Consider the following 12,352-nt stretch of genomic DNA (forward strand, 5'->3'; position numbering starts at 1 on the left):
TGACAGAAGCAGTATCTACCAGGAGGCAATGACGCAAGCCTTACCACAAGCGTCCTCTGCCACGCCAACAGGGATTCCGCAGCGCCACTACTATTTAACGAGGTGAATACCATGTCGACCAATACCGAATTCTCAGTGTTCGAAGCCCTTGACCTGACACCGATCAAAATGAAACTGATGCACGTCGAATCGGGCGAAGGCTGGTCCGAGCGGCGCGCCAACGCGGTGGAAGCCGAATACCGTCGCTTCCTGTTCCTGATGAAGAAATACCCCGACGACGGCGCGTCGCCGACGGTGGATGTCGACACCTTCTGGCACTACCACATCCTCGACACGATGAAGTACGCGCGCGACTGCGAAACCACTTTCGGCTTCTTCCTGCATCACTACCCCTATGTCGGCATGGGCGCGGGCGCCGATGAAGGCGAACGTGACCGCGCCGGCGAGCGCATGCGTGAAATCTACGAATCCGAATTCGGCGTCGTCATCAAGGACGATGCCGCCTGGTGCGCGGCGCCAGGCAAGCAGGCCGCCCAGGCCAGCGACAGCGCCTGGTGCGCGGCGCCAGGCAAGCAGGCCGCCCAGGCCAGCGATACCGCGTGGTGCGCGGCGCCAAGCAAGCAGGCCGCCCAGGCCAGCGACACCGCGTGGTGCGCGGCGCCAGGCAAGCAGGCCGCCCAGGCCGGCGACACCGCGTGGTGCGCAGCCCCGAGCAAGCAGGCCACCCAGGCCAGCGACACCGCGTGGTGCGCGGCGCCAAGCAAGCAAGCCGCCCAGGCCGGCGACACCGCGTGGTGCGCGGCGCCAAGCAAGCAGGCCGCCCAGGCCAATGACACCGCATGGTGCGCAGCCCCGAGCAAGCAGGCTGCCCAGGCCAGTGACACTGCGTGGTGCGCAGCACCGGGCAAGCAACTCGCCCAGGCTGGCGACACCGCCTGGTGCGCAGCCCCGGGCAAGGCCGCGCAAGCCGCCTGAAATTGAGCCGGTCCCTGCAGCCTGCATGGCGGCCCTCGCCGCCATGCAGGCTGCAGTCTTATCCGGCGTCCGCGGTCGCGGCGACGCTGCCCTCCCTGACCATCAGCGCACGCAATTCGCCGATGCTGAAATCGCTCTCTTCGTGCATACGGATCAGCAAGGTGGCGCCGATCGGCAGCGTAGCGTGACGGATCTTGCTGATCACGGGCGGCGCCACTTCGAGCAGCCGCGACAGGGCGGCATCGTTCTTCAGGCGCAGGCGGGAAATGATGGCGTCGAGGACCCGGTTCGGATCGTACTCGGCGCCGGGTGGAAGGCGGCGGATCGGCATGGCTCTTTCAGTATTTATTATTTATTTGCTATTTGACACGCTATACCGCGAAAAATTAGCTAAAAGAGGCAAACCATCAGTATTTATATGGCAACTTTCGCGGGACGCGAAATTATACAGATAGTCGATAAATAATGCTTACTATTCCATTCCCGCGCCTCATGGGCGCGTCGCCGGTGCCGGCCGAAGGCGCGCCAGCGTCGTCGCGACGTCGGGATGGCGCAGGCGCACCCGCAACTCGCGCTTGAGGCGCGTGTCGTCCAGTTGCCTCGACTCCGACATGAAGGACAGCAGCATCGGCGACACCGCACCTTCCAGGTCGGCGCGCGCCAGGCGCGGCGGGCGGGCCAGGCCGAAGGCGTCGGCCACCGCATCGAAATAATCGGCCATCTTCATGCGCGTGCCGTCCACCGCATGCACCACCCGCCCCGGCCGCCCGCGCCACAGCGCCGCCAGCACGATGCGCGCCAGGTCGTCGGCATGCACGTGGCTGGTGTAGACGTCGTCTTGCGCGCGCAAGGCCGGCGTGCCCTGCTCCAGCCGGCGCAGCGGCAGGCGGTCGTCGGCATAGATGCCCGGCACCCGCAGGATCGACAAGGCCGTGCCGTTGGCCACGGCCCAGGCGCGCAGCACGCGTTCGGCATCCACGCGCCGCCGCGCCCGCGCATTGCGCGGCGCCACCGGCCGCTGTTCGGACACCAACGCGCCGCCGCAATCGCCGTACACGCCGCTCGTGCTCACATAGACCATGCGCGCGACCGCGCCCAGCGCCGCCACCAGGTGGCGCGTGCGCCGATCGTGGTCGCCATCCGCCTGCGGCGGCGCCAGGTGCAGCACCCACGGCGCCAGGTGCCGCAAGCGCTCCAGGCTTGCCGGCCGGTCGAGGTCGGCCACCACCGGCATCGCGCCCAGCGCGCGCAGTTCGGCGCGCCGCTCCGGCTGGCTGGTCAGGGCGAACACCCGGAACCTGGCGGCGAGCAGCGGCAACAGGCGCATGCCGACATCGCCGCAGCCGACGATCAGCAGGCGGGGACGGGCGAAGGCGGGGCGTTCAGGCATGGGATCGAGGGCGGTGGAGGGCGACCGCGGCACTGTAGCATAGGGCCAGGCACGCTGCTGCGCCCTGCCCCGCCCGGCAAAACCGGGGCCGGTGTAGAATAGCGCCCGGCTATAGAAAATCACCATCGGATCAACCACTTGCGCTCGCGCGCCCAACCACCGACTTCGCATGACCTTCCAGATTACCGTCCAGCCCAGCGGCAGCCAGTTCACCTGCGAGGCCGATGAAACCGTCCTCTCCGCGGCGATCCGCGCCGGCATCGGCCTGCCCTATGGCTGCAAGAACGGCGCCTGCGGCTCCTGCAAGGGCAAGGTCGTGGACGGCGCGGTCGAGCACAAGCCGCACCAGCAGCGCGCCCTGTCCGACATCGAGAAGACCGCCGGCATGTCGTTGTTCTGCTGCGCCGTGCCCAGCGCCGACCTGGTGATCGAGGCGCGCGAAGTCGGCGGCAGCTCGGACTACCCGCTGCGCAAGATGCCGACCCGGATCGCCGCCATCCGGCGCGCCGCGCCCGACGTCGCGATCATCAACCTGCAGCTGCCGGCCAACGAGCTGCTGGCCTATCGCGCCGGCCAGTACATCGAATTTTTGCTCAAGGACGGCAAGCGCCGCGCCTACTCGATCGCCAATGCGCCATCGATCGAGGGACCGCTCGAGCTGCATATCCGCCACCTGGCGGGCGGCCTGTTCACCGACCACGTGTTCGGCGCCATGAAGGAGCGCGACATCCTGCGCTTCGAAGGCCCGCTCGGCACGTTCTTCCTGCGCGAAGAGTCGAGCAAGCCGATCGTGCTGCTGGCCTCGGGCACCGGCTTCGCCCCGGTCAAGGCCCTGGTCGAACACCTGATGCACCTGAAGTCCGAACGCCCCGTGCGCCTGTACTGGGGCGGCCGCCGCCCGCAAGACCTGTATATGGACGACTTGTGCCGCGCCTGGGAAACCACGCTGCCCGATTTCACCTATGTGCCGGTGATCTCGGACGCGCTGCCAGAAGATGACTGGACGGGCCGCACCGGCTTCGTGCACGCCGCCGTGATGCAGGACATCATCGACCTCTCGGGCCACCAGGTGTACGCCTGCGGCGCCCCCGTCATGGTCGATTCGGCGCGCCGCGACTACACCGTGCTGTGTGGCCTGCCGGAAGACGAGTTCTTTGCCGATTCGTTCACCACCGAGGCCGACCTGGCATCGAATTGACCGTAGGGTCGGCCGGGGCGCGCAGCCGGGTCCCCCGCCGACGCGTCGATGGTTGGCTGCGAGATCATCCCGCACGATAAAGAAACCGATAACAATCACCGCGTCGGCGGCGTAGCCGCCGACCCTACGCAATGTCTCTTATCTCTCCTTCCGGCCGCCTCGGCGTCCTGCGCAACCGCAATCTCGCCCTCTACCTGGCCGCCCGCTTACTCGCGACCTTCGCGGTCCAGATGCAAAGCGTGGCGATCGGCTGGCAGGTGTACCAGATCACCGGCAGCCTGTTCGACCTCGGCCTGATCGGCCTGGCGCAGTTCGCGCCGTTCCTGCTGTTCATTCTCTGGGCCGGCCACGTGGCCGACCGCTACAACCGGCGCCTGATCGTCATGGCCTGCATGGCGGTCCAGCTGCTGTGCAGCGCGCTCCTGATCGCCTTCACCGCCAGCGGCAGCACGGTGATCTGGCCGGTGTTCGCGATCCTGGTGGTGTTCGGGAGCGCGCGTGCCTTCATGATGCCGGCCTCGCAGGCCGTGCTCAAGAACCTCGTGTCCGACCGCGAATTCAGCCAGGCGGTGGCGCTCGGCTCGTCGACCATGCACGTGGCGATGATCGCGGGGCCGATCGTCGGCGGCCTGCTGTATGTGTTCGGCGCGCAGGTCGTGCACATGACCTCGGCCAGCCTGCTGGCGCTGGCGGTGCTCCTGATGTCGAACACGCGCAGCATCGGGCAGGTCATCAACAAGGCGCCGGTCAGCTGGCATACCTTGCTCGAGGGCCTGCGCTTCGTGCGCTCGCGCCCGATCGTGCTGGGCGCGATCTCGCTGGATTTGTTCGCAGTGCTGTTCGGCGGCGCCACCGCCCTGCTGCCGGCCTATGCGCACGATGTGCTGGGAGCCGGGCCGACCGGCCTCGGTTTCCTGCGCACAGCGCCCGGCGTCGGCGCCGCCCTGTGCTCGATCACGCTGGCGATGTTCCCGATCACGCGCCGGGTCGGCGCCTGGATGTTCGGCGGCGTCGCGCTGTACGGCGTGTGCGTGATCCTGCTCGGCCTGACCGACAGCTTCCCGGTCGCCATCGTCGCCCTGTTCCTGCTGGGCGTGGGCGACATGGTCAGCGTCTACATCCGCCACCTGCTGGTGCAATACGAAACGCCGGACGAGATCCGCGGGCGGGTCAGCGCCGTGAACTCGGTGTTCATCGGCGCCTCGAACGAGCTGGGGGAGTTCGAATCCGGCGTCACCGCCGGCTGGCTGGGCCTGACCCGCGCCATCCTGCTGGGCGGCGTGGCCACGCTGGTGGTCACCGGGCTGTGGGCGGTGCTGTTCCCGGTGCTGTCGAAGATGGACCGCTTCCCGCACCACGACAAGGAGCGCGGGAGCTAAGGCCGGACTTTACGCGACGGCCAGCGCGCGCTGGCTCGATACCGCGGCCGAACCTGCCGCACCGTGGCGGGCCGCGCCGGCCTGGCGCTGGCTGCTCCCCAGGTTGAACACGCTGACCGTTTCGGCCAGGCGCGCCGACTGTTCCTTCAGCGACTGGGCGGCGGCCGCCGCTTCTTCGACCAGGGCCGCATTCTGCTGGGTCACCGCATCCATCTCGCTGACCGCCTGGTTGATCTGCTCGATGCCGTTTTCCTGCTCGTGGCTGGCGGTCGAGATCTCGCCCATGATGTCGGTGACGCGCTTGACGCTCACCACGATCTCGCTCATGGTGCTGCCGGCCTGGCTCACCAGGCGGCTGCCTTCGTCGACCTTGGACACCGAGTCGTCGATCAGGGTCTTGATTTCCTTGGCCGCGCTGGCCGAGCGCTGGGCCAGGTTGCGTACCTCGGACGCCACGACCGCGAATCCTCGGCCCTGTTCGCCGGCGCGCGCCGCTTCGACCGCCGCGTTCAACGCCAGGATGTTGGTCTGGAAGGCGATGCCGTCGATCACCGAGATGATGTCGACGATCTTGCTGGCCGACGCATGGATGGCGCCCATCGTCTCGACCACGTCCGACACCACGGCGCCGCCACGGGTCGCGACGTCGGACGCCGAGCGCGCCAGGCCGTTGGCCTGGCGAGCGTGTTCGGCATTCTGCTTGACGGTCGAGGTCAGTTCTTCCATCGACGAGGCGGTCTCCTCCAGCGAGCTGGCCTGCTGCTCGGTACGCGCCGACAGGTCGAGGTTGCCCGACGCGATCTCGTCCGACGCGGTGGCGATGGTCTCGGTGCCGGTGCGCACCTGGCTCACGATGTCGCGCAGGTTGCTGTTCATTTCTTTCAGGGCGCCCAGCAGCTGGCCGGTCTCGTCGGTCGACGTGACCTCGATATCGCTGCTAAGGTCACCGGCGGCGACGGTGCGCGCGACCTCGACCGCCTGGTTCAGCGGGATGGTGATCGAACGGGTGATGCGCCATGCGACGACGACAGCCGCCAGCAGGGCGACGGCGCCCACGCTGAACATCAGCGTCCGCGCATCGCGATACGCCTCCTGGCCGCGCGCCTGGTCTTCGGCGTTGCGCGTGGTTTGCAGGACGATGATTTCGTCGATCGACATGGTCCAGCCACGCATGGCGGGCACGAACTCAGTGCGCAGGAATTCGCGCCCGGCCTCGATATCGTTCTGGCGCGCCAGCGACTCGGCACGGGCGACCAGCGGCAGCACCTTGGCCGATGCGGCAGCGGTAGCGGCAAGCTGGGCCTTGCCTTCTTCGGTAATGATCGACGCACCCAACACGCCCGCAGCGGCATCGTAGGCTTCGCGCGCCTTGACGATCGCAGCCGATTGCTCCTGCATCAGGGCGTCATCGGAAATGATCGTGATATCGCGCACCGCGATCGAAATGCGGCGCAGGTTATCGCGCATGGTGCCGGCGGCTTCGATACGCGCGTTATTCACTTCGACTACCTTGACCAGCAGGTCGTTCATCGCGCTCAGTTTCTGGACGCCGGTACCCAGGACCACGGCCAGCAGTACCAGCACGAGACCGAAGGCGAGCGCGAGGCGCTGACCGATTTTAAGTTGCATGAAGTTCATCTTGTTTCCCATTTGTTTTTGACAAGCGCCCAGTCGAGTCACCTGACGTAATTGCGCTTTTTTCGTATTTTTCTACCGCTTTGAATCTGGACAAAAGTTAATCCGGGACTGACACGTGCAACAATTCGATAGAATTGAACACATTTTCCAATTTTAGTAGGAGCTCTCCTACAAAGCGAATGAATTCTTGCCATGTGGAAAATCGGCAACATCGATACATTCCCGACATTATCAAAACGATCATTCGAGCGGGCGCGTCGAAAATCGCGATAGGTGTAAGATGAAGCCGTAACGACTACAGGAGCCATCCATGCAGATCAATGTAAATACCGATAACACCATCAACAAGCATCAAGGCCTGGACGAGCACGTGGAAACCGTCGTGCGCTCCTCCATCGGTCGCTTCGGCGATCACGTCAACCGCGTTGACGTGCACTTGAGTAACGAGAACAAAGAGAAAAAAGCGGACGGCGGCAATTCGTGCATGCTCGAAGCACGCCTGACGGGCATCGCGCCGATCGTCATCCACGAGCATGCGAACGACCTGCACCAGGCCATCAACAATGCCGGCGGCAAGCTCGCGCGCGCCCTCGACAGTGCACTGGGCCGCCTGCATGACAAGCAGCGCGCCGCCTCGATCACGCACACCGAGGACCCTACCGCCGACAAGCACCTGACGGATATGTAAGGCGTCTCCGGCAGGCCCGGTCCGGGCCTGCCATCAGCCCGCCCCGTGCGGGCTTCCTTCCAGCATCGCCCTCAATTCGCGCAGATAGCGCAAGCCCGCCAGCGCGCGGCTGCCATACCACGACATCATCTCGCCATCGACCAGCAGCACGGGAATGCCGAGCTGCTTTTCCAGCGCGTCCGCGTGTGCCTCGGTGAAGCGATAGGGTTCCGTCGACAGCAGCACCGCATCGAGCCCGTCCACCAACCTTTCCGACCAGTCGAAACGCGGATAGCGCGCCAATCCCAGGTCGGGCACGCGCCAGCCCAGTTCGGCCAGCATGGCGGCAATATACGTGTCCTTCGACACACCCATCCACGGGTCTTGCCAGATGCAGTACAAGACCGTGCGCGGCGGGCCCGCCGGCATGGCGCGCAGCCGCGCCAGTTCTGCCTCGAAGTCGGCGCACCAGGCCTCGGCCGCCGCCTGCACGCCGAAGATCCCGCCCATCAGCCGCGCCAGCGCCAGGTTGTCGTGCGGGACCAGCGGATGGGTGACCACCACGTGCGGCACGCACTGCGCCAGTGCCTCGTAGGTCGGCTTCTCGTTCTCGTCGATATTGACCACGACGTGGGTCGGCGCCAGCTTGCGGATCTTGTCCAGGTTGACGTCCTTGGTGCCGCCCACCTTGGGAATGCCCGCCACGATCTGTTTCGGATGGATGCAGAAACCGGTGCGGCCGACCAGCTGCGGCGCCAGGCCCAGCGCACACAGCAGCTCGGTGATCGATGGCACCAGCGAGACGATGCGGGCGCCGGGCGCGTACCCGTGCGCCTGGCCCAGGGCGTCGACGAAGGAATTGTCAGAAGAGCTCATACCGCGATTTCACCATTGTTGTTTAAGTTTCGCCGAACACGCAGCGCGCCTGCGATAGGCTATCATTTCGCCGATTAAGACTCATCGTTACGCCCCCTCGAGGACACATTGGAACAGATCGGCACCTTCGGTGCTTCCCGCACGACCATCCGCGACCTGCAGCTGTTTCGCGACGAGACCGACCCCGCCATCGCCGCGCTGGTGGCCGGATGCGCCGTGGTGCGCCTGGCCAGCGGCGAGCGCATCGACGACGGCGGCCAGGCCCGCCTGTACATCGTGCTCGCGGGCCAGCTCGAGATCGCGTCCGACGCCCATGCCGGCGAAGACGCCAGCGAAGGCACCAGCCGCATCCTGCCGGGCGAGAGCGCGGGCGAACAGGCGGTGCTGGACGACGCCGCCAACCTGGCGGCGATGACGGCGCTCGAGGACACCGAATTGCTGGTGATCGAACCCGAGCTGGTATGGACCCTGATCGAGCGCTCCAATGTGCTGGCCCGTAACCTGCTGCGCCTGCTGTCGTTCCGCATCCGCGCCGCCAATGCGCTGCTGCGCCGGCGCCGCAAGCTGGGCGAATTCTACCGCCAGCTGTCGCTCAACGATCCGCTCACGGGACTGTACAACCGCGCCTGGCTCAACGAGATGCTGCCCAAGCTGGCCGCGCGCGCGGCGACCGACGGCAGCCCGCTGTCGCTGGTGATGATCGACCTGGATCACTTCAAGCGCTTCAATGACACCCACGGCCACATGGCCGGCGACGCCGCGCTGGCCGCCGCCGCCGGCGTGATCCGCGGCGCGCTGCGCCCGTCCGATTTCGCGGTGCGCTATGGCGGCGAGGAAATGCTGGCCGTGCTGCCCGACACCCCGCCCGAGCTGGCGGCGATGGTGGCCGAGCGCCTGTGCCGGCGCCTGCGCCTGGCCGTCGTGTTCCCCGACATGCGCCTGCCGCTGCCGCACCTGACCGGCTCGTTCGGCGTGGCCAGCCTGATGGCGGGCGACGACGAGCGCAGCCTGATGGCGGCAGCCGATGCCGCGCTGTACCGGGCCAAGGAAGCCGGGCGGGATCGCGTCTGCGCCTGAAGTCTTGCCGCTCATGCGTACTGCTGACCGTGACTGATCCGCGCGGATGTGCCACCATGCTGGTTGACGCTGTGATTGCAGCCCACACAAGAACAACACATGAGCACGCATACCTTCCTCTGGCACGACTATGAAACCTTCGGCGCCGTCCCGCGCCGCGACCGCCCGGCCCAGTTCGCCGCGATCCGCACCGACGCCGACCTCAACGAGATCGGCGAGCCGATCATGCTGTACTGCCAGCCGGCCAACGACTTCTTGCCCGACCCGCAATCCTGCCTGATCACCGGCATCACGCCGCAGCACTGCCTCGAGCACGGCGTGCCCGAGCACGAGTTCGCGCGCCAGATCGAGGCCGCCTTCAGCGAGCCGGGCACGATCGGGGTCGGCTACAACACGATCCGCTTCGACGATGAAGTCACCCGCTTCCTGTTCTGGCGCAACCTGATCGACCCGTATGCGCGCGAATGGCAGCACAACTGCGGCCGCTGGGACCTGCTCGACGTGGTGCGCATGGTATACGCGCTGCGCCCGGAAGGCATCGAATGGCCGACCCGCGAAGACGGCAAGCCGAGCTTCAAGCTGGAACACCTGAGCGCGGCCAACGGCCTGGCGCACGAGGCGGCCCACGATGCGCTGTCCGACGTGCGCGCCACGATCGCGCTGGCGCGCCTGATCCGCGCCAAGCAGCCGCGCCTGTTCGACTTCTGCCTCGAACTGCGCCGCAAGGACCGGGTCGCGACCGAGATCGGCCTGCACCTGGAGCCAAGCCAGCGCCAGCCCTTCCTGCATGTGTCGGGCATGTTCCCGGTCGAATACGGCTGCCTGGGCCTGGTGTATCCGCTGGCCCAGCACCCGACCAACAAGAACGAGATCCTGGTCTGGGATTGCCGCCATGACCCGTCCGAACTGTTCGCGCTCGACGCCGACACCATCCGCACCCGCATGTTTACCCGCATCGGCGACTTGCCCGAGGGCGTGACGCGGCTGCCGATCAAGAGCGTGCACCTGAACAAATCGCCGATGCTGGTCGGGAACCTCAAGACCCTGCGGCCCGAGCTGGCCACGCGCTGGGACATCGACCTGGAACGGGGCCGCGCGCACGCGGCGCTGGCGGCCGCCGGGCCCGACATGAAAGCGATCTGGGCCCGGGTGCTGGACAAACCCGGTACCGGCGAAGCGGTGGACGTGGACGAAGACCTGTACGGCGGCTTCGTCAGCCGCGACGACCGCCGCCAGCTGGAATCGCTGCGCATGCAGAAACCCGAGGCATTGGCGCGGCGCGTGAGCTTCGAGGACGAGCGGCTCAATGAGCTGCTGTTGCGCTACCGCGCGCGCAACTTCCCGCATACCTTGTCCGAAGATGAGATGCAGCTGTGGGAGGCGCACCGGGCGGCGCGGTTGTTCGAAGGCGCGCATGGGGCGCGCACGGTGGACCAGTTGTTTACCGAGATCGATGCGCTGTCAGAGACAGCGGACGAACGCGCCGAAGAGATTCTTGGGGCCTTGTACGATTACGCCGAATCGATCGCGCCCGACCGGCATTGAACCTGCTTACACCTGGCGGTGGATGTTAATTGCGTCACGCGTCTCACGCGCCACGCGCCGCGCTGCCGCCGCGAAATCCTCACCATCCTGCGGCGTCGCATACAGGATCGCGCGCGACGAATTGATCATCATGCCGCCGCCATTGGCCGTGCGGCCGGCCTTGACGGTCGCCTCGACATCGCCGCCCTGGGCGCCGACGCCTGGAATCAGCAAGGGCATATCGCCCACCAGCTTGCGCACCTGCGCGATCTCGTCCGGGAAAGTCGCGCCCACCACCAGCGCGCACTGGCCGTTGCGGTTCCATTTTTCGGCGACCAGCTGGGCCACGTGCTGGTACAGCGGGCGCCCCGCCACGTCCAGGAACTGCAGGTCGGAGCCGCCCGCATTCGAGGTGCGGCACAGCACGATCACGCCACGGTCCGGCCACTCCATATACGGCTCGACCGAATCGAACCCCATATACGGGCTGACGGTCACCGCGTCGGCGCCATAGCGCTCGTAGGCTTCGCGCGCATACTGGTGGGCGGTGGCGCCGATGTCGCCGCGCTTGGCATCCAGCACCAGCGGAATGTGCGGGTAGGTCTCGCGCAGGTAGCGGCAGATTTCCTCGAGCTGGTTTTCCGCGCCGAGCGCCGCGAAATAGGCGATCTGCGGCTTGAAGGCGCAGGCCAGGTCGGCGGTCGCGTCGATGATGGCCTTGCAGAACTGGACGATGGCGTCCGGCTGGCCCTGCAAATGGGCCGGCAAGCGCGCCATGTCCGGGTCGAGGCCTACGCATAGCAGCGAATCGTTACGGGTCCATGCGGCGGAAAGTTTGTTGATGAAATTCACCTCTAGCCCCTTGTATCTTTGTAATTGCAAACCCATTATTGTACCCGCCGGCGGGTTGAAGCCGGTAGTTGGCCCCGATCTGGAGCCGATCCGGGACGCCAAACGCCCCGTGTTTCAGGTATATTTTGATCATTCGACAACTTGTACAGACAAACATCATCATGACCAACTCCCGACTCCTTCGCTTGACCCGTTTCGTTGGCGGCGCCGTGCTGGCCGGCGCACTGCTGTCCGGCTGCGGCTACAACGACTTCCAGACCAAGGACGAGGCCACCAAGGCCGCATGGAGCGAAGTGGTGAACCAGTACCAGCGCCGCGCCGACCTGATCCCCAACCTGGTCAATACCGTCAAGGGCTATGCCTCGCATGAGAGCGCAACGCTCGAAGCGGTGACCCGCGCCCGCGCCCAGGCCACCAGTTTCCAGATCACGCCCGAGGTGCTGAACAACCCCGAGGCCTTCCAGAAATTCCAACAGGTGCAGGGCGAGCTGTCGGGCGCCCTGTCGCGCCTGATGATGGTCTCCGAAAAATACCCCGACCTGAAGGCCGACACGAGTTTTCGCGACCTGCAGTCGCAGCTCGAAGGCACGGAAAACCGCATCACGGTGGCGCGCCAGCGCTATATCGCCTCGGTCCAGGATTACAACGTGACCGTACGTCAGTTCCCCAAGAACCTGACCGCGATGGTGTTCGGGTATGACACCAAGCCCTCGTTCACCGTCGAGAACGAGAAAGCCATTTCGACCGCGCCAACGGTCGACTTCGGCAAGTAAGCC

General features: G+C 66.1%; 12 protein-coding genes. 7 read left to right on the top strand and 5 right to left on the bottom strand.

Translation table 11 applies throughout. The annotated features are described in order from the left end of the window. Positions 1-111: 111 nt before the first annotated feature. Entirely contained in the window at positions 112-975 is an 864-nt protein-coding gene (locus E8M83_RS19645; RefSeq protein WP_137175036.1) for a glycine-rich domain-containing protein-like, read from the top strand. A gap of 58 nt (positions 976-1,033) precedes the next feature. On the opposite strand, the gene E8M83_RS19650 is transcribed toward E8M83_RS19645, so the two are convergent. Both E8M83_RS19650 and E8M83_RS19655 read right to left on the bottom strand, forming a co-directional pair. After that, on the bottom strand, positions 1,034-1,306 hold the full coding sequence (locus E8M83_RS19650) for a hypothetical protein (RefSeq protein ID WP_137175037.1): 273 nt from the start codon (positions 1,304-1,306) through the stop codon (positions 1,034-1,036). Between the two features lie 159 nt (positions 1,307-1,465). Next, positions 1,466-2,365: an NAD(P)H-binding protein gene (locus E8M83_RS19655; protein ID WP_137175038.1), complete on the bottom strand. Its 900-nt coding sequence runs from the start codon at positions 2,363-2,365 to the stop codon at positions 1,466-1,468. A gap of 169 nt (positions 2,366-2,534) precedes the next feature. On the opposite strand from E8M83_RS19655, the gene E8M83_RS19660 reads away from it, so the two are divergent. Both E8M83_RS19660 and E8M83_RS19665 read left to right on the top strand, forming a co-directional pair. Beyond that, entirely contained in the window at positions 2,535-3,563 is a 1,029-nt protein-coding gene (locus tag E8M83_RS19660) for a CDP-6-deoxy-delta-3,4-glucoseen reductase (RefSeq protein ID WP_137175039.1), read from the top strand. A gap of 131 nt (positions 3,564-3,694) precedes the next feature. Then, entirely contained in the window at positions 3,695-4,942 is a 1,248-nt protein-coding gene (locus E8M83_RS19665) for an MFS transporter (RefSeq protein ID WP_137175040.1), read from the top strand. A gap of 9 nt (positions 4,943-4,951) precedes the next feature. Here E8M83_RS19665 and E8M83_RS19670 read toward each other — a convergent pair whose 3' ends face one another. Further along, on the bottom strand, positions 4,952-6,580 hold the full coding sequence (locus E8M83_RS19670; RefSeq protein ID WP_137175041.1) for a methyl-accepting chemotaxis protein: 1,629 nt from the start codon (positions 6,578-6,580) through the stop codon (positions 4,952-4,954). A 310-nt stretch (positions 6,581-6,890) separates the two neighbouring features. Here E8M83_RS19670 and E8M83_RS19675 point away from each other — a divergent pair, with 310 nt between their 5' ends. Next, complete coding sequence (locus E8M83_RS19675) at positions 6,891-7,268, top strand: HPF/RaiA family ribosome-associated protein (protein ID WP_137175042.1); 378 nt, start codon at positions 6,891-6,893, stop codon at positions 7,266-7,268. Positions 7,269-7,301: 33 nt separating this feature from the next. On the opposite strand, the gene E8M83_RS19680 is transcribed toward E8M83_RS19675, so the two are convergent. Then, positions 7,302-8,123, bottom strand: a complete 822-nt coding sequence (locus tag E8M83_RS19680; protein WP_137175043.1) for a helical backbone metal receptor — start codon at positions 8,121-8,123, stop codon at positions 7,302-7,304. Between the two features lie 108 nt (positions 8,124-8,231). Between E8M83_RS19680 and E8M83_RS19685 the strand changes: the two genes are divergently transcribed. After that, complete coding sequence (locus tag E8M83_RS19685; RefSeq protein ID WP_137175044.1) at positions 8,232-9,200, top strand: diguanylate cyclase; 969 nt, start codon at positions 8,232-8,234, stop codon at positions 9,198-9,200. Between the two features lie 99 nt (positions 9,201-9,299). Beyond that, positions 9,300-10,745 carry an exodeoxyribonuclease I gene (gene sbcB / locus E8M83_RS19690; RefSeq protein ID WP_137175045.1) on the top strand — a complete coding sequence of 482 codons (1,446 nt, stop codon included), beginning with the start codon at positions 9,300-9,302 and terminating at the stop codon, positions 10,743-10,745. Positions 10,746-10,751: 6 nt separating this feature from the next. Here sbcB and pyrF read toward each other — a convergent pair whose 3' ends face one another. Continuing rightward, the gene (gene pyrF / locus E8M83_RS19695; protein ID WP_137175046.1) at positions 10,752-11,576 is read right to left on the bottom strand and encodes an orotidine-5'-phosphate decarboxylase; all 825 of its coding nucleotides are present in this window, start codon (positions 11,574-11,576) and stop codon (positions 10,752-10,754) included. A 161-nt stretch (positions 11,577-11,737) separates the two neighbouring features. Between pyrF and E8M83_RS19700 the strand changes: the two genes are divergently transcribed. After that, positions 11,738-12,349: a LemA family protein gene (locus E8M83_RS19700; protein WP_137175047.1), complete on the top strand. Its 612-nt coding sequence runs from the start codon at positions 11,738-11,740 to the stop codon at positions 12,347-12,349. The last annotated feature ends 3 nt before the right edge of the window (positions 12,350-12,352 follow it).

Origin of the sequence: Massilia sp. HP4 (genome assembly GCF_005222695.1) — a bacterium.
Taxonomy (GTDB): Bacteria; Pseudomonadota; Gammaproteobacteria; order Burkholderiales; family Burkholderiaceae_D; genus Telluria.